At 67.0% G+C, this 21,663-nt stretch carries 17 protein-coding genes and 3 pseudogenes; 12 read left to right on the top strand and 8 right to left on the bottom strand.

Translation table 11 applies throughout. The features are described 5' to 3' along the window. Nucleotides 1–44 precede the first annotated feature (44 nt). From ACFJGT_RS09545 to lexA, 7 genes are all read left to right on the top strand, one after another. Nucleotides 45–1,079 carry an aldo/keto reductase gene (locus ACFJGT_RS09545; RefSeq protein ID WP_377848272.1) on the top strand — a complete coding sequence of 345 codons (1,035 nt, stop codon included), beginning with the start codon at nt 45–47 and terminating at the stop codon, nt 1,077–1,079. Between the two features lie 77 nt (nt 1,080–1,156). Then, a complete protein-coding gene (locus tag ACFJGT_RS09540; protein WP_377848270.1) occupies nt 1,157–1,774 on the top strand; it encodes an anthranilate synthase component II in 618 nt (205 codons plus the stop codon). Between the two features lie 15 nt (nt 1,775–1,789). Then, nucleotides 1,790–2,803, top strand: a complete 1,014-nt coding sequence (gene trpD / locus ACFJGT_RS09535; RefSeq protein WP_377848268.1) for an anthranilate phosphoribosyltransferase — start codon at nt 1,790–1,792, stop codon at nt 2,801–2,803. 7 nt (nt 2,804–2,810) lie between these two features. Next, complete coding sequence (trpC, locus tag ACFJGT_RS09530; RefSeq protein ID WP_377848265.1) at nt 2,811–3,617, top strand: indole-3-glycerol phosphate synthase TrpC; 807 nt, start codon at nt 2,811–2,813, stop codon at nt 3,615–3,617. After that, nucleotides 3,614–4,096: a cyclic pyranopterin monophosphate synthase MoaC gene (gene moaC / locus ACFJGT_RS09525; protein WP_377848262.1), complete on the top strand. Its 483-nt coding sequence runs from the start codon at nt 3,614–3,616 to the stop codon at nt 4,094–4,096. The genes trpC and moaC overlap by 4 nt, the downstream gene beginning before the upstream one ends. Next, nucleotides 4,096–5,307 (top strand): gephyrin-like molybdotransferase Glp, encoded by a 1,212-nt coding sequence (gene glp, locus ACFJGT_RS09520; RefSeq protein WP_377848258.1) that lies wholly within the window; start codon nt 4,096–4,098, stop codon nt 5,305–5,307. The genes moaC and glp overlap by 1 nt, the downstream gene beginning before the upstream one ends. A gap of 80 nt (nt 5,308–5,387) precedes the next feature. Further along, the gene (lexA, locus tag ACFJGT_RS09515; RefSeq protein WP_377848256.1) at nt 5,388–6,095 is read left to right on the top strand and encodes a transcriptional repressor LexA; all 708 of its coding nucleotides are present in this window, start codon (nt 5,388–5,390) and stop codon (nt 6,093–6,095) included. Here lexA and ACFJGT_RS09510 read toward each other — a convergent pair. Then, the gene (locus ACFJGT_RS09510; protein WP_377848253.1) at nt 6,089–8,380 is read right to left on the bottom strand and encodes a ComEC/Rec2 family competence protein; all 2,292 of its coding nucleotides are present in this window, start codon (nt 8,378–8,380) and stop codon (nt 6,089–6,091) included. The genes lexA and ACFJGT_RS09510 overlap by 7 nt on opposite strands. A 59-nt stretch (nt 8,381–8,439) precedes the next feature. Here ACFJGT_RS09510 and ACFJGT_RS09505 point away from each other — a divergent pair. From ACFJGT_RS09505 to ACFJGT_RS09485, 5 genes and pseudogenes are all read left to right on the top strand, one after another. Further along, nucleotides 8,440–8,997, top strand: a pseudogene (locus ACFJGT_RS09505) (glutamate--tRNA ligase); the annotation flags it as partial. A 22-nt stretch (nt 8,998–9,019) separates the two neighbouring features. Continuing rightward, nucleotides 9,020–9,415, top strand: a pseudogene (locus ACFJGT_RS09500) (glutamate--tRNA ligase); the annotation flags it as partial. A 189-nt stretch (nt 9,416–9,604) separates the two neighbouring features. Further along, nucleotides 9,605–9,976: pseudogene (locus ACFJGT_RS09495) on the top strand (glutamate--tRNA ligase); the annotation flags it as partial. A gap of 615 nt (nt 9,977–10,591) precedes the next feature. Beyond that, a complete protein-coding gene (gltA, locus tag ACFJGT_RS09490; RefSeq protein ID WP_377848250.1) occupies nt 10,592–11,881 on the top strand; it encodes a citrate synthase in 1,290 nt (429 codons plus the stop codon). A 140-nt stretch (nt 11,882–12,021) separates the two neighbouring features. Next, nucleotides 12,022–13,011, top strand: coding sequence for a Bug family tripartite tricarboxylate transporter substrate binding protein (locus ACFJGT_RS09485; protein WP_377848247.1), 990 nt, complete (start codon nt 12,022–12,024; stop codon nt 13,009–13,011). 6 nt (nt 13,012–13,017) lie between these two features. On the opposite strand, the gene lpxB is transcribed toward ACFJGT_RS09485, so the two are convergent. The 7 genes from lpxB to rseP form a co-directional block, all read right to left on the bottom strand. Beyond that, on the bottom strand, nt 13,018–14,205 hold the full coding sequence (gene lpxB / locus ACFJGT_RS09480; RefSeq protein ID WP_377848245.1) for a lipid-A-disaccharide synthase: 1,188 nt from the start codon (nt 14,203–14,205) through the stop codon (nt 13,018–13,020). After that, nucleotides 14,202–15,074 (bottom strand): LpxI family protein, encoded by an 873-nt coding sequence (locus ACFJGT_RS09475; RefSeq protein ID WP_377848243.1) that lies wholly within the window; start codon nt 15,072–15,074, stop codon nt 14,202–14,204. The genes lpxB and ACFJGT_RS09475 overlap by 4 nt, the downstream gene beginning before the upstream one ends. Beyond that, nucleotides 15,071–15,880: an acyl-ACP--UDP-N-acetylglucosamine O-acyltransferase gene (lpxA, locus tag ACFJGT_RS09470; protein WP_377848241.1), complete on the bottom strand. Its 810-nt coding sequence runs from the start codon at nt 15,878–15,880 to the stop codon at nt 15,071–15,073. Before lpxA ends, ACFJGT_RS09475 begins: the two co-directional genes overlap by 4 nt. 35 nt (nt 15,881–15,915) lie before the next feature. Next, entirely contained in the window at nt 15,916–16,374 is a 459-nt protein-coding gene (gene fabZ / locus ACFJGT_RS09465) for a 3-hydroxyacyl-ACP dehydratase FabZ (RefSeq protein WP_336814670.1), read from the bottom strand. A 193-nt stretch (nt 16,375–16,567) separates the two neighbouring features. Next, nucleotides 16,568–17,629 (bottom strand): UDP-3-O-(3-hydroxymyristoyl)glucosamine N-acyltransferase, encoded by a 1,062-nt coding sequence (lpxD, locus tag ACFJGT_RS09460; RefSeq protein ID WP_377848237.1) that lies wholly within the window; start codon nt 17,627–17,629, stop codon nt 16,568–16,570. Nucleotides 17,630–17,757: 128 nt separating this feature from the next. Then, nucleotides 17,758–20,268: an outer membrane protein assembly factor BamA gene (gene bamA / locus ACFJGT_RS09455; protein ID WP_377848235.1), complete on the bottom strand. Its 2,511-nt coding sequence runs from the start codon at nt 20,266–20,268 to the stop codon at nt 17,758–17,760. A 217-nt stretch (nt 20,269–20,485) separates the two neighbouring features. Further along, entirely contained in the window at nt 20,486–21,634 is a 1,149-nt protein-coding gene (gene rseP, locus ACFJGT_RS09450) for an RIP metalloprotease RseP (RefSeq protein ID WP_377848233.1), read from the bottom strand. Between the last annotated feature and the right edge of the window lie 29 nt (nt 21,635–21,663).

The raw sequence follows: 21,663 nt of genomic DNA, 5'->3' as shown, positions 1-21,663 counted from the left end.
GCTTCGCACCGCCATCTTCCAGCCTCCACAGGAGATATTGGATCATGGAATATCGGCGTTTGGGCCATTCGGGACTGATGGTCCCCGCCCTGAGCTTCGGCGCAGGCACCTTTGGCGGAACCGGGCCGCTGTTCAGCGCATGGGGCACCACCGACGCCCGGGAAGCGCGCCGCCTGATCGATATCTGCCTCGAAGCGGGGCTCAACCTCTTCGACACCGCCGATGTCTATTCGAACGGCGCTTCTGAGGAAGTGCTCGGCGAGGCGATCAAGGGCCGGCGCGACAAGGTGCTGATCTCGACCAAGACCACGCTGCCGATGGGTGACGGCCCCAACGATGCGGGTTCCTCACGCGGCCGCCTGATCAAGGCGACCGAGGACGCGTTGCGCCGCCTCGGCACCGACCATATCGACCTGCTGCAATTGCACGCATTCGATGCCGGCACGCCGGTCGAGGAGGTGCTCTCGACGCTCGACATGCTCGTCCGCGCCGGAAAGCTGCGCCATGTCGGCGTCTCGAACTTTGCCGGCTGGGAACTGATGAAGTCCCTCGCGGCGGCCGAGCGCCATGGCTGGCCGCGCTATGTCGCGCATCAGGTCTATTACTCGCTGGTCGGGCGCGATTACGAATGGGAGCTGATGCCGCTCGGCCGCGACCAGGGCGTCGGCGCGCTGGTCTGGAGCCCGCTCGGCTGGGGCCGCCTCACCGGCAAGATCCGGCGCGGCCAGCCGCTGCCTGCCGGCAGCCGCCTGCACGAGACCGCCGAATTCGGCCCGCCGGTCGAGGATGAGCAGCTCTACGCCATCGTCGATGTGCTCGATGCCATCTCCGGGGAGACCGGCAAGAGCGTGCCGCAGGTCGCGATCAACTGGCTGCTGCAGCGCCCGACCGTATCCTCCGTCATCATCGGCGCCCGCAACGAGCAGCAATTGCGCGACAATCTCGGCGCGGTCGGCTGGAACCTGACGGCCGAGCAGGTCGCGCGCCTCGACGCCGCAAGCGTCCGCACCGCGCCCTATCCGTATTTCCCCTATCGGCGGCAGGCCGGTTTCGCGCGGTTGAATCCGCCGGTGGTCTGATCCGCGCAGCCCGCGCGAAACTTGACCACCCCGCCCCCGAACGTGCATGACCTCAACCCGCATTCACGGGTTCGGCCATGCGCGTTCTGTTGATCGACAACTACGACAGCTTCACCTGGAACCTGGTCCATCTCATCGGTGGGCTGGGCGCCGAGGTCGATGTCTGGCGTAACGATGCGCTCACCGTCGAGGCAGCGCTCGCCGGCGATCACGACGCGATCGTTCTCTCGCCCGGCCCCTGCACGCCGAACGAGGCCGGAATCTGCCTCGACCTGATCCGCGAAGGCGCGGGCAAGAAGCCGATCTTCGGCGTCTGCCTCGGCCTGCAGGCGATGGGCCAGGCCTTCGGCGGGCAGGTCGTGCGCGCGCCCCTTCCCATGCATGGCAAGGTCTCGCCGATCCGCCACAAGGCGCGTGGCCTGTTCCGCGGCATCAACGGGCCGTTGCAGGCGACGCGCTATCACTCGCTCGTGGTCGAGCGCGCCTCCTGCCCCGCTGTCTTTGACATCGAGGCCGAGAGCGATGACGGCCTGATCATGGCGCTCTCGCATCGGGAGCTGCCGGTCCACGGCGTCCAGTTCCATCCGGAGAGCATCGCCTCCGAGCATGGCGCGACGATCCTGCGGAATTTCCTCGACCTCGCGGAGCGATGGCAGAGCGAACGCGAAGCCTCCGCCCTGACCCTTTCAGCCTGATTCCGCAGAGTTCCCATGGACGATTTCAAACCCTTCATCGCCAAGGTCGCGACCGGCGCGACGCTCTCCCGCGAGGAAGCGCGCGACGCCTTCGACACCATCCTTTCGGGCGAAGTGACGAACGCTCAATCGGCCGCCTTCCTGATGGCGCTGCGCGTGCGCGGCGAGACGATCGACGAGATCGCCGGCGCCGTCGGCGCCATGCGCGGCAAGATGCTGCCGGTGAAGGCGCCGGCCGAGGCGATCGACATCGTCGGCACCGGCGGCGATTCCTCCGGCTCCTACAATGTCTCGACGCTGGCCTCGATCATCACTGCGGCTTGCGGCGTGCCGGTCGCCAAGCACGGCAACCGCGCGGCGTCCTCGCGCTCCGGCGCGGCCGACGTTCTGACCGCGCTCGGCGTCAAGGTCGGGCTCGATCCTGCTGCGACCGAGCATTGCATCCGCGAGGCCGGTGTCGGCTTCATGTTCGCGCCGACGCATCACGCCTCGATGCGCCATGTCGCGCCGGTGCGCACCGAGCTCGGCACGCGCACGATCTTCAACCTGCTCGGCCCGCTCTCCAACCCGGCCGGGGCCAAGCGCCAGCTGATCGGCGCCTTCTCCGAGACCTGGCTGGAGCCGATGGTCAAGGTGCTCGCCTCCTTCGGCTCGACCCGTGTCTGGGCCGTGCATGGCTCCGACGGGCTCGACGAAATCACCACCACCGGCCCAACCCGCGTCGTCTCGCTGGAGAACGGCAAGATCGAAAGCTTCTCGATCAGCCCGGCCGATGTCGGTCTCGAGCCGGCCAAGCCCGAGGTGCTGCGCGGCGGCACGCCGGAAGAGAATGCGGCGGCGCTGAACGCCGCGCTCGCCGGAGAGAAGACCGGATTCCGCGATATCGCCGCCTTCAATGCGGCTGCGGCGCTGCTCATCGCCGGCAAGGCCGGGGATCTGAAGGACGGCTTCGCCCAGGCGACGGCCGCGCTCGATTCGGGCAAGGCCAGGGCGACGCTCGCCGCGCTCGTCAAAGCCTCGAACGCGTGAGGCCGGCATGACCGATATCCTCGCGAAGATCGAAGCCTATAAGCGGCGGGAGATCGCGGCTGCGAAAGCCGCGGTGCCGCAGGCCGAAATCGAACGCCGGGCCCACGCGGCTTCCAAGCCGCGCGGCTTTGCCGATGCGCTTGCCAGCAAGCTCGCACAGGGCTCACCCGCGCTGATCGCCGAAATCAAGAAGGCGAGCCCCTCCAAGGGCCTGATCCGCGCCGATTTCGACCCGCCCTCGCTCGCCCGCGCCTATGCGGCCGGCGGCGCGGCCTGTCTCTCCGTCCTGACCGACGCGCCCTCCTTCCAGGGCCAGCCGGACTTCCTGACGCAGGCGCGCGAGGCCGCCGGCCTGCCGGCGCTGCGCAAGGATTTCCTCTACGAGCCCTATCAGGTCTACGAGGCCCGCGCCTGGGGCGCCGACTGCATCCTGATCATCATGGCCGGCGTCGACGACGCTACCGCCAGGGCGCTGAACGAGACCGCGCAAGAGCTCGGCATGGACGTGCTCGTCGAGGTCCATGACGATGCCGAGCTCGACCGGGCGCTCAAGCTCGAAAGCCGCCTGCTCGGCATCAACAACCGCGACCTGCGCAGCTTCAATGTCGATCTCGCGGTGACCGAGCGGCTGGCGCCGCGCGTACCGGCTGACCGGATCGTGATCAGCGAGAGCGGCATCTTCACCCATGCCGACATCGCCCGACTCAACACGATCGGCGTCAACAGCTTCCTCGTCGGCGAAAGCCTAATGCGGCAGGCCGACGTCACCGCCGCGACGCAGGCGCTGCTCACGGGCAAGGCCGTCGCGGCGTGAGCAAGCTCAGCCATCTCGACGCCCAAGGCCAGGCGCATATGGTCGATGTCGGCGACAAGGCCGAGACGACCCGCATGGCAATCGCCGAAGGCCAAGTGGTGATGGCGCCGGAGACGATCGCGATCGTGCGCGAGGGCAATGCCAAGAAGGGCGACGTGCTCGGCACCGCGCGCCTCGCCGGCATCATGGCGGCGAAGCGCACGCATGAACTGATCCCGCTCTGCCACCCGCTGCTGCTGAGCAAGATCGCCGTCGACCTGGAGATCGACGAGGCCTTGCCGGGCGTGCGCGTGCGCGCCGAGGTCAAGATGAAAGGCCAGACCGGGGTCGAGATGGAAGCGCTGACCGCCGTCTCGGTCGCCTGTCTGACGGTCTATGACATGGTCAAGGCCGTCGACCGGGCGATGCGGATCGAGAACATCCGCCTGCTGCACAAGTCCGGCGGCCAGTCCGGCGATTACGAGGCTAAGCAGGTCTGATGGCGCTCACCCCGGTCCCCGTCGCGCGCAAGGCGCTGCTCGACAGCATTCCGGGGCCGACCGGGGCGGAAACCCAGCCGCTGGCGCAATGCGCCTGGCGGGTGCTGGCCAATGAGGTCAAGGCGCTGCGCACGCATCCGCCCTTCGCGAACTCGGCCATGGACGGCTATGCCGTGCGTGGCGACGAGATGGCGGAAGGCGTCTCGCTGACAGTCATCGGCGAATCCGCCGCCGGCCGGGCCTATGAAGGCACGGTCGGGCCGGGACAGGCGGTGCGCATCTTCACGGGCGCGCCGATGCCGGAGGGCGCCGACACGATCCTGATGCAGGAAGATGCGGACGGTGTCGGCAGCCCTGTGATCCGCGTGCGTGTGCCGCCGGCCAAGGGCAAGTTCCTGCGTGCCGCCGGGCTCGATTTCCACGAAGGCGACGTGCTGCTGCAAGCCGGGCGCGTGCTCGACAGCGCAGCGCTCGGGCTTGCCGCCGCGATGGGGCATCCGAACCTGCCCGTCCGGCGCAAGCCGCGCGTCGCGATCCTCGCCACCGGCGACGAGCTGGTGGCGCCGGGCGAGCCCGTCGGCCGCGACCAGATCGTCGCCTCGAATTCGTTCTCGCTCGCCGCTCTGGTCGAGAAAGCCGGCGGCACCGTGCTCGATCTCGGCATCGCTCGCGACGACCATGCCGACCTTGCTGCGAAAATCGAACAAGCCCGCGCCGCCGATGCCGATGTGCTGATCACGCTGGGCGGCGCCTCGGTCGGCGCGCATGACCTCGTGCAGGAAGCCCTGACGCGGGCCGGCATGGCGCTCGGCTTCTGGAAGATCGCGATGCGGCCGGGCAAGCCGATGATGACCGGGCGGCTCGGCCGCATGGTCGTGGTAGGCTTACCCGGTAATCCGGTGTCCTCGATCGTCTGCGGCCATCTCTTCGTGCTGCCCTTGATCGAGGCGCTGCTCGGCATCACTGAGGCCGATCGCGACCGCAGCGTCCCCGCCATTCTCGGCCGCGACATGCCCGGCAATGACGAGCGCGAGGACTATCTGCGTTCGGAGCTGGCGCTGACGCCGGAAGGCTGGGTGGCGACACCCTTCGATCGCCAGGATTCCTCGATGCTCGGCACATTGGCCCGGGCGCAGGCCCTGACGATCCGCCCGGCCCATGCCGCTCCGGCCAGGAAGGGCGCCCCCTGCCGGATCCTGCCCTTGCGGTAGCGGCTTGCGGAACACAAGCAGAACGCGTATGGTGTTCGTGCTTTGTTTCGAATCTGCGCATTGAGGGGCTGGCGGCGACCATGCTGACACGCAAGCAACATGAACTCCTGCGCTTCATTCAGGAACGCTTGCGCGAAAGTGGCGTGCCGCCCTCTTTCGACGAGATGAAGGACGCGCTCGACCTGCGCTCGAAATCCGGCATTCACCGCCTGATCATGGCGCTGGAAGAGCGCGGCTTCATCCGCCGCCTGCCGAACCGGGCACGCGCGCTCGAGGTCATCAAGATGCCGGACGGGCTCGGCGCGCCGCAGGCTCGCCCCCGTTTCAGCCCGGCCATCGTCCAGGGCGGCCTCGGCTCACAGCCGAGCGTCGCCAAGCCGCGCCCTGTCGAGGATGACAACCGGCATTCCATCGCCATTCCGGTCATGGGCCGGATCGCGGCGGGCACGCCGATCGCGGCGATCCAGAGCCGCAGTCATACCGTCTCGCTGCCGCCGGACATGCTCGGCTCCGGCGAGCATTACGCACTGGAAGTGCGCGGCGATTCGATGGTCGAGGCCGGCATTCTCGACGGCGACACCGTCGTCATCCGCAAACAGGACACCGCCAATACCGGCGATATCGTCGTGGCGCTGATCGACGACGAGGAAGCGACCTTGAAGCGCCTGCGCAAGCGCGGCTCCTCGATCGCGCTCGAGGCCGCGAACCCGGCCTACGAGACCCGCGTGCTCGGCCCGGACCGGGTCAAGATCCAGGGGCGCCTCGTCAACCTGATGCGGCGTTACTGAAGGCGCTCGGTATCGGCCTCGGCTTCGGTATCGACGGCCGGTGCCGGCGGCGCGATGGCAGGCTGATTGGCGGGGCGCGTCGTTGGCTCGGCCGGACGGCGTTCGCGCCGGCGGGTCCACGGGCGGTCGGCCGCGTTCGGCTCGGAGACATGGCTGCTCCAGCCCGATGCCGTGCGGTAGAGCGAGGTTGCGCCGTCGCGCGTGAGCGCCATGCGCTCGACGAGCCGGGCCTTGCAGGCCCCGCTCCAGGGGATGGCGGTAACGACGAGATCGGCCCGCTGGCAATCCTCGATGATGGCCAGGCGCTCTCGCGTATAGGAGACCGTGCGCTTGTCGGCGGTCTGCGCGACGCAAGCCAGCCGGTCGCAGGCGATGCCGGTGCGCAATGTCGGATCATCGGGCGAGCGGCTGTCGCCATCGGCGGCGAGCCATTGCTGCAGGACGAAACGGCTGGGCTTGCCCGCCACAACGAGGCGCCCGTCCGGGCCGCGTACCGCCAGCCCCGAGCCGTCGCGCTCGATCAGGATTTCCGGTCGCTCCGGCTTGCCGGCAATGGCCACGCCGCCGATCAAGGGCAAGACGGCCAGCCAGCGCCAGGCCGTGGTCCAGAGCGTCAGCCAGAGCAAGGTCACCGCGAAGCAGCCCAGCACGCCTGAGCCGAAGGCCGCGACCGTCACGGTGGAGTGGTCGATGGTCGCAACCCAGTGCGCGACCTTCAGTACGACGTCGGAGGCCAGCCCCATCAAGGCCCAGGCGGGCCAGTCCAGCCCGAACGGGTAGGCGAGCACGCCGAACACCGCCGCCGGCATCACGAAGAGCGAGACGAAGGGCAGCGCCATGGCGTTGCCGAGCAGGCCGAACGGATTGAAGATCTGGAAGTGGTAGGCGCCGAATGGCGCGGTCGCGGCCGTCGCCAGCATCGTGGTGACGAGGATGCCGAGCGCCGCCGTCCAGATCGGCCCGAGCGGCCAGGGCAATGCCGACGGCGGCTCGCTGCGGTCTCGCCTCTCCCAGCGCTCGGCGAAGGCGATCAAGGCAGCGACTGCGCCGAAGGACATCTGGAAACTCGGCCCGAGCAGCGCCTCCGGCTCGCGCAGCAGCACGATGATGGCGGCGAGCGCGAGATTGCGCATGCTGAGCGCGGCGCGATCGACCAGGATCGCGCCGAGCATGACCAGCGTCATGATCAGCGAGCGCTCCGTCGCGACATCGCTGCCCGAGAAGATGCAATAGCCTGTCGCGCCGATCATGGCGGCCACCGCCGCGATCTTCTTGACCGGCCAATGCAGCGCGACCGTCTGCGAGAGGGCCAAAAGTGCGCGGACAAGCCAGAAGATCGTGCCGGCGGCGAGCACCATGTGCAGGCCGGAGATCGAGACGATGTGGTAGATGCCGGCGGCGCGCAGGTCGTTGTTCGTGGCTTCGGTGATCAGGCCGCGCTTGCCGGTGACGAGCGCGGCGGCGACCGCACCGCCCTGCCCGCCGCCGACCTCAGCGATGCGTTTGGTCAAGGCATTGCGGGCGCGATCGATCATCACGTCGATCGCGAGGCGCGTCGGCATCGGAAAGGGCGCCGGCGCAAGCGCGATCTTGCCGGAGATGCTGCCGACCGCGCCGATCCCGCGGAAGAAGGCGTCGCGGCCGAAATCGTAACCGCCCGCCCGCGCTGGTCCGGGCGGCGGCAGCAGGCGCGCGGTCGCGACGATATGATCGCCCGGCGCCACCGAGCCCTGCCGGATATTGACCCGGACCCGCTTCGGCCTTTCGCCGGCCGGAACATTGGCGAGATCGGTCACCAGCAGCACGAGCCGCGCGCCCTTGTCGCGGGCTTCGACGCTCTCGACGAAGCCCGTCACCTTGCCGATACGAGGCCGCTCCAGCATGGGGGCGCCGATATCGGCCGTGCGCCAGACCCCGGCAGCGAAGCCCGCGAAGGCGGCGGCCGCAGCGAGGCAGGCCATCGATGCGACCGGGCGCATCCGCATGACGAAGGCCGCCGTGCCGCTCAGGGCAAGGCCGAGCAGCGGCGCCCACAATGCCGGCTCACGATCGGCCGTGAAATAAAGCAAGATGCCGACGCCCATCGCGATCGGCAGCCAGAGGAAGGGGCGGCGCCGCTCCACCTCCAGCGCGAAGCCCCGCTGGAGATGCAGCCAAAGCTGCCGAAGATGGGGCTGAAGGCTTCCGGCCAGCGGCACCAGAACACCGAAGCGAGCCGGCAAGGCATCGGCGCGGGCGCCGCGCCGGCCTCGTCCCAGCTCTTGCCCCGGCGGTGCCGGCTGCATCGCCCCCTGCTCCCCCTGCCGGCGCTGCGATTTGACCGCTTAACCTTTCCGGCCAAGCCATGTTACAGGGCGCGCGCCGGTTGTCATGTCACGACTTGTGTCATGTCAGAACTTGGCACCTTTCCCTGTCTTGCCCCGGACGGCCCCGTGCCGCCCGGTCGGAGTTTCCTCCCATGAGCAACGCCGTCGTCACGCGCTTTGCGCCCTCGCCCACCGGATTCCTGCATATCGGCGGAGCCCGGACCGCGCTGTTCAACTGGCTCTATGCCCGCCGGCAAGGCGGCAAGATGCTGCTGCGGATCGAGGATACCGACCGGGAACGCTCGACCGATGCGGCGATCGCGGCGATCCTCGACGGGCTGGAATGGCTCGGCCTCGATTGGGACGGCCAGACCGTCTACCAGTTCCAGCGCGTCGCGCGGCATCGCGAGGTGGCCGAGCAGATGCTCGCGGCCGGCAAGGCCTATCACTGCTACGCGACCCAGGCCGAGCTCGAGGAAATGCGCGAGAAGGCGCGCGCCGAGGGCAAGCCGCTGCGCTATGACGGGCGCTGGCGCGACCGCGACCCGGCGACCGCGCCTGCCGGCGCCAAGCCGGTGATCCGCCTCAAGGCGCCGCAGACCGGCGAGACCGTGGTCAATGACGAGGTCCAGGGCCGCGTTGTCTGGCAGAACGAGAAATCTCGACGACCTCGTGCTGCTGCGCTCGGACGGCACGCCGACCTATATGCTCGCCGTCGTGGTCGACGACCACGACATGGGCGTCACCCATATCATCCGCGGCGACGACCACCTGACCAATGCCGCCCGCCAGACGCAGATCTACGACGCGCTCGGCTGGGACGTGCCGAGCATGTCGCATATCCCGCTGATCCATGGGTCGGACGGCGCCAAGCTGTCGAAGCGCCATGGCGCGCTCGGCATCGATGCCTATCGCTCGATGGGCTACCTGCCTGCGGCCCTGCGGAACTACCTGGTGCGGCTGGGCTGGAGCCATGGCGACCAGGAGGTCTTCTCGACGCAGGAGATGATCGACGCCTTCAATCTCTCCTCGATCGGCCGCTCCCCGGCGCGCTTCGACTACGCCAAGCTGGAGAATCTCAACGGGCTGTACATGCGCCAGTCCGATGACGCCGACCTTCTCGCGGCGCTCAAGGTCATCCTGCCGGAGATCGGGCCGGCGCGCGGGCTCGATGCCACGCTGTCGCCGGAGCTGGAGGCGAAGTTCCTCGCCGCGATGCCCGGCCTCAAGGAACGTGCCAAGACGCTGATCGAACTGCTCGACAGCGCCTTCTACCTCTATGCCCAGCGCCCGCTGCAGCTCGACGACAAGGCCAAGGGCCTGCTCGACGAAGCCGCCCGCCAGCGCCTGCCGCAGATCGCGGCGAAGCTTGCCGCCGTCGACGACTGGGCGCCGGCCCCGCTGGAAGCGACGGTTCGCGCCTATGTCGAGGAGACCGGGCTCAAGCTCGGCCAGGCGGCGCAGCCGCTGCGCGCCGCGCTGACCGGCCGGGCGATGTCGCCGGGCCTGTTCGACGTCATGGCCGTCCTGGGCCGTGAGGAGACGCTGGCCCGGCTTGCCGACCAGGCGGCGTAAGCAGGCGCGAGCAAGGCCACCTTGTCATTCCGGCGCGCGCCGTCGGCGCGAAGCCGGAATCCATGGGCACAGCCTTTATCGTCATGGTCGGGCTTGTCCCGACCATCCACGCCTTCCTTCGAGCCATGCGGTGTTCAAGACGTGGATGCTCGCCACAAGGGCGAGCATGACGAACTCGAGCAGCCGCGTGTTCATGCGCTTCGGGTTCGCGCCTGCGTCGCGCCCCGGAATGACATGGGTGGAGCCTGAAGTCTCTGGGGCCGGATTCGCGGCTCCTTCAACCACCGCCAGGCTGGGAAAATCGCAGGGTCCGAAACGGCTCCGGCGCCCCCGAACCACCCGCTCGCGCAGATATGAGCGCAACGCGGCTCCAACCGCCTTTTGGCTCGGTTGAATGCACTGCGCAAATGGTCTAGTGACGCGCAAGTGCATCGCAACGCGGCAGCGCGGCGGGCACGAATATTGCTTGCAAATCAGTCACATGGACCACCTCCCCGTCTCCCTCCGACATCTGCCCGTCATATCGCGGCCTTCGGATGAGAGATGCCCGGCGCGAAAGCGCGGAGAGGCGAAACCGGGGCTGAACAGCAGCGAGCCTTGAAAGGATCGGTATCGATGAGCGGAAATACCAGCCAGCTCCACGTCGGCGACCAGACCGTCGACATGGCGATCAAGGAGGGGTCGGTCGGCCCCGCCGTCATCGACATCGCCAAGCTCTACGCCCAGACAGGCATGTTCACCTACGACCCCGGCTTCACCTCGACGGCGAGCTGCGAGTCGCAGATCACCTATATCGACGGCGACAAGGGCGTGCTGCTCTATCGCGGCTACCCGATCGAACAGCTCGCCGAGCATGGCGACTTCCTCGAGACCTGCTATCTGCTGCTCGAGGGTGAGCTCCCGACGGCCGCCCAGAAGGCCGATTTCGACTATCGCATCACGCGCCACACCATGGTGCACGAGCAGATGGCCCGCTTCTTCCAGGGCTTCCGCCGCGACGCGCACCCGATGGCGGTGATGGTCGCCTCGATCGGCGCGATGTCGGCGTTCTATCACGACTCGACCGATATCTCGGATCCGCATCAGCGCATGATCGCCTCGATGCGCATGATCGCGAAGGTGCCGACGCTCGCCGCGATGGCCTACAAGTACACCATCGGCCAGCCCTTCGTGTACCCGCTGAACTCGCTCGACTACACCTCGAACTTCCTGCGGATGTGCTTCGCGGTGCCGGCCGAGGAGTACAAGGTCAATCCGGTGCTGTCGCGCGCGCTCGACCGCATCTTCATCCTGCATGCCGACCACGAGCAGAACGCCTCGACCTCGACGGTCCGCCTCGCGGGCTCGTCGGGCGCCAATCCCTTCGCCTGCATCGCCGCCGGCACGGCCTGCCTGTGGGGGCCCGCCCATGGCGGCGCCAACGAGGCGGCGCTCAAGATGCTCGAGGAGATCGGCTCGGTCGACAACATCCCGAAATACATCGCCAAGGCGAAGGACAAGAACGATCCGTTCCGCCTGATGGGCTTCGGCCACCGGGTCTACAAGAACTATGACCCGCGCGCGAAGATCATGCAGAAGACCACGCATGAGGTGCTGAACGAGCTCGGGATCAAGGACGATCCGCTGCTCGACGTCGCCGTCGAGCTGGAACGCATCGCGCTGTCGGACGAGTACTTCATCGAGAAGAAGCTCTATCCGAACATCGACTTCTATTCGGGCATCACCCTGAAGGCGATGGGCTTCCCGACCTCGATGTTCACGGTGCTCTTCGCGGTCGCTCGTACGGTCGGCTGGATCGCGCAGTGGAAGGAAATGATCGAGGACCCGTCCCAGAAGATCGGCCGCCCGCGCCAGCTCTATACCGGCTCGCCGCAGCGCGACTATCCGCCGATCGGCCGCCGCTGATCGCAGGCTAAAGCTCGAATCCCGATCAGGGCGCGGTGGTCTCCACCGCGCCCTTATTGTTTCAGATGATTGATCAAAGCGGTGGGAGTGATCCACAGGCGGGTCCGTTTCATGATGCGACATCCAACGGAGACCCGTTCATGACCGAAAGCCGCTTCCTCGACCGCCGCTCCTTCCTGATCGCGGCCGGCGCCGCCGGCCTTGCCGGTACGCAGGCACGCGCGCAGGCCAGTTTCCCCAGCCGCCCGATCAACCTGATCGTCCCCTTCGCCGCCGGCGGCTCGACCGATATCGTCGCCCGGCTGGTCGGCCAGAAGATGGGTGAGATCCTCGGCCAGAGCGTGGTGATCGAGAACCGGGCCGGTGCCGGCGGCAATATCGGCTCCACGGCCGTCGCGCGCGCGCAAGCTGACGGCTATACGCTCCTGCTCGGCACGATCTCGACGCATGCGCTCAACCCGGCGATCCTGAAGACGGTGACCTTCGACGCCGTGAAGGATTTCACCCCGATTTCGCTGCTGGCGATCGTGCCGAACGTGATGGTCGTGCATCCGGATTTCCCGGCCAAGACGGTCAAGGAGGTGATCGAGGTGCTGAAGGCCAATCCGGGCAAGTACTCCTATGCCTCCTCCGGCGTCGGCACCCCGCTGCATCTCTCGGGCGAATTGTTCAAGTCGCTCGGCGGCGTGCAGATGAACCATGTGCCATATCGCGGCGCGGGCCCCGCCCTGAACGATGTAGTCGCAGGCGCGGTGCCGATCATGTTCGACAACCTGCCCTCGTCGGCCGGCTTCATCCGTAACGGCCAGTTGCGGGCGATCGGCGTCACCACCAAGGAGCGCGTCTCATCCTTCCCGGACCTGCCGACGATCGCCGAAGGCGGTCTTGCCGGCTACGAGACCTACACCTGGAACGCCCTGTTCGGCCCGGCCAACATGCCGCGCCCGGTCGTCGAGAAGATCAACCAGGCCGCGAACCAGGCCCTGAAGGACGAGAACGTCAAGAAGAAGCTCAACGATGTCAGCGCCGATATCGTCGGCTCGACGCCCGAGCAGCTCGGCGAACACGTCAAGGTCGAGCTCGCCAAATGGGCGCCGATCGCCAAGGCCTCGGGCGCCGTCGTCGAGTAAGCCTGCTCAGGCCGGCGTCGCCTCGCGGCCGCTCCGCGAGGCGACCAGTTCGAGAGCCGCCGTGACCGCATTGGCGGCCGGGCTCGGCCCGGCCGAGCGCATGATCGTCTCGACCTCGGCGAAACCGTCGAGCTGCTCCCGGCGCTTTTCACCCTCGGCCATGGCGGCGAGCAAGTGGCTGCTCAACGCATCGGCGGTCGCCTCTTCCTGAATGAACTCGGGGACGACGCTCCTGCCAAGGATCAGGTTGGGCAGGATCACGCTCGGCAGCTTGACGAGGCGCCGGGCCAGGAGGGCCTCCCAGCCGGCACCGCGATAGGCCGCGACGGTCGGAATCTGTGACAGGGCGAGCTCCAGCGTGACAGTCCCGGACGCAGCCAGCGCGGCGCGAGCCTCGCGGAAGGCTGCGAGCTTGGCCGCCTCGCCCGTGACGATCTCCGGTTTGACGGACCAAAGTGCCGTTGCTTCGGCGATCATCGGTTGGAGCCGCTGCACTGCGGGCAGGACGAAGCGCGCGCCCGGCACCGCTGCCGCAACCTTTGCCACCGCCTTGCCGAAGACCGGCATCAGATGGTGGATCTCGGAGCGCCGGCTGCCGGGAAGGACGAGCACAAGCGGCTGCGCCGCGTCGTCGCGTCGACGCTGCTCCGCGGCATCGGGGCGCATTTCGGCGAGCCGCTCCATCAGCGGGTGACCGACATAGATGGTCTGCGGACCCTGCAAACGAGCGAGCGCAGCGGGCTCGAACGGCAGCAGGGCGAGGATGCGGTCGATATGCGGCACCATCCGCCTTGCGCGGCCGGAACGCCAGGCCCAGACGCTGGGGCAGACCCAATGCACGATCGGAATGGAAGGCGCGCGCGCCCTCACCTTCTTGGCGACGCGCAGGCAGAAATCTGGGCTGTCGATCGTCAGCAGCAGATCGGGCTGGAACGCCGCGATGCCGCGCGCCGCATCCTCCATCCGCCGCAAAAGCAGCGGCAGGCGCGCGATCACCGGGCCGAAGCCCATCACCGCGATATCGGCCTGAGGAAACAACGATCTGAGCCCGGCCTCCGGCAGGCCGTGATCGCCGACGCCGCAAAGCTCGATCGGGCGATCGCCCAGCCGCTCGCGCAGCGCGGCGAGGAAGCGCAGGGCCAGGGCATCGCCCGAGGCCTCGCCGGCGATGAGCGCCAGGCGGAACGGCCTCATCCGGGAAACCCCTCGACGAAGAGGCCGAGCTGATCGGCCTTGCGCCCAAGCGCCGCACGATCGCCGACCAGCACCGCGCCGGCGCGGACGCCGATGCCGGAGAGCCCGGCTTCAGCCATGTTCCGCAGCGTGTCCGGCCCGATCGCCGGCATGTCGACGCGCAGGTCCTGCCCGGTCTTCGGAACCTTGACGAGGAAGCCGTCGCCCTTGCCGATCTTGAGCCGCCCGCGTGCGACCAGATCGGCGACCCGCCGGATCATCGCATCCGTGCCCTCGGCCGCTTCGATCGCGACGACGCGATGATCGGCGAGGATCGCCGCCTGCCCGACATCGAAGGGCGACAGCGCCGCCAGCAAGGCAAAGCCGCGTTCGAGTTCGGTGCGCTGCTCCGGCGAAGCCTGCCTGCGGCCCAGCGCCCCGCGCGGCGCGGTCATCTCGGGAGCGATCTCCGCGGGCCCATGGACGCGAAACCCCTGCAGCTCAAAGAAGCGGACGACGCCGCGCAGCAGGTGGTCGTCTCCGCCCAGAAAGGCCTTGGCGAAATGAGGCATGTATTTCAGCGTCGAGACTTCAGGGCGCAGCGAGCTGAAGCTCGGCCGCGGCAAGGCCCCGAGCATGACGATATCGGCGATGCCACGCCGACGCAGCTCTTCGAGCAGGCTGCCGAGCTGGCCCAGGCGATAGGTTCTGAGATCCGCGGCGTCACCGAAGGCCGCGGGATCGGCTGCACCGTCGAGCGCCGCGATGTAAGGGCGCTCGCCATGGGCCGCAAGGATGCCGGCAAGCTGCGGCGGGAAGTCGCCACCGCCCGCGATCATCACGAGCGGCCCGCGCGTGGCGGCTGCGTCGGTCGGGTGGCCGGCGTTCACCGCTCCGCGACGGTGGCGTCCCGCGGCGTGCAGAGCGCCTTGTCGCCGCCTTCCCTGATGAAATTCAGGATCTCATGGACCAGAGGGTCCTCGCTGAACTCGGCCGCGACATCCTCGACACGCTCGGTCAAGGTTCCCTCGGCCGCGAAAAGCGACCGATAGGCACGGCGCAGCTCGTGAATCTGCTCGCGCGTGAAGCCGCGCCGCTTCAGGCCGATGAGATTCAACCCGACAAGATGGGCGGGGTTGTCACGAATGGTACCGAAGGGAATGACATCGCTCAGCACGCCGGCTCCGCCGCCGATGAAGGCATGGTCGCCGATACGGATGAACTGCTGCAAGCCGGCACCGCCACCGACGATGACGTAGTTCCCGATGGTGACATGACCGGCGCACATCACATTGTTCGAGAAGATGATGTTGTTGCCGAGGCGGCTGTCGTGGCCGACATGCGAATTGGCCAGGAAAAAGCAGCGATCACCGACACTGGTGATCATGCCGCCGCCTTCCGTGCCCGGATTCATGGTGACGCCCTCGCGGATCTGGCAATCCGCTCCGATCGTCAGCGTCGAGGGCTCGCCCCGATACTTCACGTCCTGCGGCGGATGGCCGATCGAGGCGAAGGGGTAGATTCGCGTGCGCGGGCCGATCGTGGTGCGGCCGGCTACCACGACATGGCTGACGAGCTCGACGCCCTCGCCGAGCACGACATCGGGACCGACTGTGCAGAACGGGCCTATCGTCACGCCGGCGCCGAGTTGCGCCTTGGGATCGACCAGCGACATGGGATGGATGGTGACGCTCATCGAGACGCTGCCCTGATCCTGAACCGATGCAACGCTCAAACGACCATCGCCGAAATTTCGGCTTCGGCCACGAGAACCCCGTCGACGCGCGCCTCTCCGCGATAGAAGAAGATATTGCGCTTGCGGGCGAGCTTGGTGAGGTGGAACCGGATCTGGTCGCCGGGCGTCACCGGCTTGCGGAACTTCGCCTTGTCGATCGTGGTGAAGAGAACGGTCTGGACCGCCTTCTCGTCCGGGCCACGCGCGTTCACGACCAGTACCCCGGCCGTCTGCGCCATCGCCTCGATCATCAGAACGCCCGGGAACACCGGACGCTCCGGGAAATGGCCGGTGAACTGCGGCTCGTTGACCGTGACGTTCTTGATGCCCACGCCGGACGTATCGCCATCGATCTCGACCACCCGATCGACCAGAAGAAACGGATAACGGTGAGGAATGCTGGCCATGATCTTCTGGATGTCGATCACACCCAGTGCCGTCGTCGCCTCGCTCATGGTCTGTCTTCTCCCGCGTGCCTTCGACGGGCAGCGTCTTGCATTCACGTCAGCGACCGGGAGCAGGCAACGCTCCTGCAACCGGCCACGATTTCAAAGCCTGCCGCCGCTTTGCCGGAAAGGGAGCGGGTTGGGCAACAAAATTCTCAGCATTCGACCCAGAAAATGCCGGTTCGGCAGCGGAAACGCCGGCCTAATCCTGGGCTGGGCCCGGCTTCTTGCCGCGATTGGCCACCAGCGTTTTGAGCAGCGCGGCTTCTCGCGCCCAGCCGAGCGCGGGCTGGGCTGGATAGCCGCCATAGCGCGCACCGCGCGGAACATCGCCGGCGACACCGCTCTGTGCCGCGATTTGCGCACCGGCGCCGATAACGAGGTGACCGGCGAGCCCGACCTGGCCGCCAAGCACGACAAAGTCCTCAAGCGTCGAGGAGCCGGCGAGGCCCGTCTGGGCGCAGATCACGCAATGACGCCCGATGACGCAGTTATGGCCGATCTGGACGAGGTTATCGATCTTGGTGCCCTCGCCGATCACCGTGTCGCGGCTCGCGCCGCGATCGATCGTGGTGTTGGCGCCGATCTCGACATCGTCCTGGATGATGACCCGGCCGACCTGCGGCACCTTCATGTGCCCCTTGGGGCTCATCGCGAAGCCGAAGCCGTCCTGCCCGATCCGCGCACCCGGGTGGATGATGACGCGGTTGCCGATCAGGGACGCCTGGATCGTGCTGCCCGCCCCGATCGCGCAATTGCGCCCGATCCGGACCTGCGGGCCGATGACTGCATGCGAGGCCACGATGGTGCCGGCACCGATTTCGGCCCCCGGGCCGATCACGGCGCCCGGATCGACGGTGACACCGGCTTCCAGGACAGCGGTGGCATGAACGATGGCGCCAGGCGCGACGCCCTGCGAGGCGAAGATCGATTCAGGTCTCAGCGCGTTCGGGAAGCAGCGCGCCATCACCTTCGCGAAGGCGTGGTAAGGCGCCGGTGACACGAGGGCCACGGTTCCCGCCGGCACACGGTCGGCGAAACGCGGCGAGACGAGGCACAGGCCCGCCTTGGTCGCCGCCAGGGCCTCCGTGTATTTCGGATTGTCCATATAAGCGAGATCGGCCGGGCCGGCGTTCTCAAGCGCGGCGATGCCGTCGAGCTTACGGGCCGGCTCCACGCCGTCCGGCAAGGTAGCGCCCGAAATGCTTGCGACCTCGCCGAAGTCCAGCGAGGTCGCGAACGGAAAGAAAACTGGCTCTGCCATGATCAGGTCCAGAGCGGGATCGCCACACGCCCATCGGACACGAGGCCGGCGATCCACGCCGTTGTTATCGCATCGGCTTCTTCCGGGACGTGGAAGCCACGTCCCGGTCGATGCTTAGCCCCGTTGCGTCAGAAGCGGGTGCCGCCGGAGAAGCGGAAGGCCTGCAGACGATCGCCGCCATACTTGCCCACAAGACCGGTCTGCGGGTTGATCCCCATCTGGCCCTCGTCCTTGGTCAGGGCGTAGGCATAGTCGAACCGGATCGGGCCGAGCGGCGACTGCCACAGCAAGCTCACGCCAACCGACGAACGCAGGGTGTTCTTGTCGCGGATACAGCCGATATTCGACTGGGCGCCACCGGTGACGACATTGTACTGGCGCGCGCTTGAGCCCGCCGGGCAGGCATAGGCCACCGACTTCGAGCCGCCGTCATAGTTGAACAGCGTACCCGCGTCGGCAAACACCGCGCCGCGCAGGCCGAGGTCACGCGGCAAGCCGAAGAGCGGGAACTGCACCTCGACCGTACCGCCGAAATACGTCGTACCGCCGACCGCGTTCGCCGTCGGATCGTTCAGCACGTCGCGCGGGCCGATGCCGGACGGTGCGAAACCACGCACCAGCGACGGTCCGAGGAAGTAGTGATCGATCATGCGCAGGTTGCCGCTGGTCGCCTGGACGTGACCGCCCTGGACGCGCAGGAAGCCGACCACGTCGTCGAAGATTTCGCGGTAGTAGCGAGCATCGGCCGAGATGCGCAGGAACTTCGAATCGCCGCCGAGGCCGGCGAATTCGGGCTTCAGCTCGGCCGTGAAGCCGTTGCGCGGATTCTGGACGCTGTCGAGCGAGTTGTAGTTGAAGTTCAGGCCGACGAGCGAGGTCAGGGTGTTGCCCTGGGCCTCCTTGACCGCCACCGTCGCCTCGCCGTTGGTCACGCAGTTGTACGTGGAATCAGAGGCGATTGCCCCTGCAGTACCGGGCGTGATGCCAGCAATCGGATAGGTACAGTCGTTATAGGGACGGCTGATCTCGTTCGGAATGTCGATCTGGGTCTGGTAGAGCGAGTAACGCGGCGTGACCGAGAATTCTTCCGTGATCGGGAAGGTGAAACGCACCTGCCCGCCGGTCACGCGGCTTTCGAAGCGCCCGGTGTTGTAGTTGTCGTTGAACTTCGAGAACAGGTCGATACCCGCCGCGACGCGATAGCCCAGGAAATAGGGCTCCGTGAACGAGAAATCGATACCCTGCGTCCGCTGGCCGAGCGTACCGGCGATGCGGACGAACTGGCCGCGGCCGAGGAAGTTCGATTCCGACAGCGAGATTTCGCCGATCACGCCGTCCGAAGTCGAGTAACCGCCGGCAACCGAGAAGGAGCCGGTCGCCTTGTCTTCGACGTCGATATTGACGACCACGCGATCTGGAGCCGAGCCCGGCTCGTTGGTGATGCGGACCTTGGTGAAGAAGCCGAGATTGTTCAGGCGACGCTCGGCGCGGTCGACCATCACCTTGTTGTAGGCGTCGCCCTCGCCGAGATCGAGCTCGCGGCGGACGACATAGTCGCGGGTACGGGTGTTGCCGCGCACGTTGATGCGCTCGACATAGACCCGCGGACCTTCGTCCACGACATAGGTGATGCCGATCAAGCGACCCGAGGGATCACGATCGCCGCGCGGGCGGACCTGAGCGAAGGCATGGCCGCGGCGCGCCACTTCCGTGGTGAGCGCAACCAGGGACTTCTCGACCGCCTCGGCATTGTAGGTATCGCCCGCCGAGGTCGCGACGTAGCGCTGCAGGGCAGCGGCGTCGACATCGCGCAGCGAGGAATCGACGGTGACATTGCCGACCTGATAGCGCTGACCCTCTTCGACCTGAATGTCGACGACCCAGCCGCCTGCCGCCTCGTCGAAGCGGGCACCGCTGTTGACGATCTGGAAATCGGCATAGCCGTTCTTCAGGTAGAAGCGGCGGATCAGATCAAGATCCGAATTGATCCGATCGGGATCATAGACGTCGGAGGTCTTGACCCAGCTCAGGAAGTTGGATTCCGTCGAGGTCATCAGGCCGCGCAGGCGCCCGGCCGAATAGGCCTGGTTACCGGCGAAGTTGATCGACTTGATGCCGGTCTTGCCGCTCTCGTTGATGGTGTAGACGACGTCCTGGCGACCATTCGGCAACGGCGCGATGCGGGCGCTGACCGAGGACAGTCCGTAACCAGCCCGGCGATAAGCCTCACGCAGACGCTCGACATCGGAGTCCATCAGCGCCTGGCTGACCGGGCCGCCGGCGCGCGACTGCACGATCTGCGAGAGCTGCTCGCCCTTCAGCTTGCGATTACCCTCGAAGGCGACGCGATTGACCGTACCGCCCTGCTCCTGGACCGACACGACGACCTGCGCGCCACGACGGCTGACCTGCACATTGCTGAACAGACCGGTTGCCAGCAGGCTCTCGCGGATTTCCTGGGGATTTTCGCGACCGACGGCGTAGGAGCGGATCGTCTCCGCATCGACGCGTCGATTGCCGTGGACGACCACAGCCTGCGCGAAAGCCACACCACCACTCACGGCCAGCATCAAAGCCGAAAGTCCGATCGATCGAGAGAGCCGCGTCTTGATCGTCCGGCTCTGTTGGGTCGACGTCATCGGGTCGCCTATTCCATATCTCTGGTCACCACCCCAAACGGGGACCACCATCAACCGATGGCAGCACGGGGACATTGCGGTTCAAACGCTTCTACAAAGTTTCCGGCAGGGTGCAAACCGCGATCATCGTTAATAAAGCGTTTTTAGAAATCCCGTTGCGGACGGGCCACGCGAGGCGCCGCTTTTTCGCCGCAAAGCACAGGCCGAGCGTGCTTTTTCAGAGCATTCCGCGGACGTGGACGATGTCGTTCCAGGTCACGAAAAGCATCAGCATCAGCACGAGCGCCAGACCCAGCCGGAAACCGATCTCCTGGGCTCGCGGGCTCAGCGGCCGGCCGCGCAGGGCCTCGTAGAGATAGAACAGCAGGTGCCCGCCATCGAGCATGGGAACCGGCACCAGATTCATCAGGCCGATCGAGACCGACAGGATGGCCGCGAGGTTGATCAGCCCGAGCAGGCCGCCATTCGAGGCGACGATGCCGGAGACCTGCGCGATCCGAATCGGGCCGGACAACTGATCGGTGGATTCGCGCCCCGTCACCAGCTTGGCGACGTAGTCATAGGTCCGGGTCACGACGAACCAGGTCTCGACGAAACCGGTCTTCGCGGAATCCAGCAATCCGAATCGCTGGACCTTCCAATCCTCCGGTCGCGGCGAGGCCTTGACGCCGATCACGCCGATGCGCTGCGTGCCGAGCTGGGTCTTCATCTCGGTGAGCGCGGGCGTCACGGGCAGCGTAACCAGGCCGCCGTCGCGCTCGACCGAAACCTCCAGGCGTTCCTCGGGCCGGATCGAGACGATGCGCTGCATGTCCGAGAAGCTGGCGACCTTCTGACCGTCGATGGCGATCACGATGTCGCCCGCCTTCAGCCCCGCCTTCTCCGCAGCACTGCCGGCGATGACGGCGTCCACTCGCGGGATCAACACCTGCTTGCCGAAGAAGAAGGCCGAGCCGGCGAAGATCAGGATCGCCAGCAGAAAATTCGCGATCGGCCCGGCGGCGACGATCGCAGCCCGCTCGCCGAGGGATTGCGCCGGGAACGAGCGCGCGCGCTCCTGCGCGGACATGCGGCCGACCGCGTCGTCGTCGGGCGCGCTGGAGGCGTCGGCATCGCCCGAGAACTTGACGTAGCCGCCAAGTGGGATCACCGCGAAGCGCCAGCGCGTGCCATGCCGGTCGTTGAAGCCGAAAAGCTCGCGGCCGAAGCCGATCGAGAAGGTCTTGACGTCGACTCCGCACCAGCGGCCGACGAGGAAATGCCCGAGCTCATGGACGAAGACGACGATGGTGAGGACGAACAGGAACGGCAGCAGATAGCCGAGCACGAATTGCCCGGCATTCCAGAGCGACGCTGCGAATTCCATGAACCTATTCCCCCAAGGGTGCCTGTCAG

The organism is Allobosea sp. UC22_33, from assembly GCF_042700715.1.
Lineage (GTDB): Bacteria > Pseudomonadota > Alphaproteobacteria > Rhizobiales > Beijerinckiaceae > Allobosea.
This window is presented reverse-complemented; position numbering and strand designations above follow the sequence as displayed.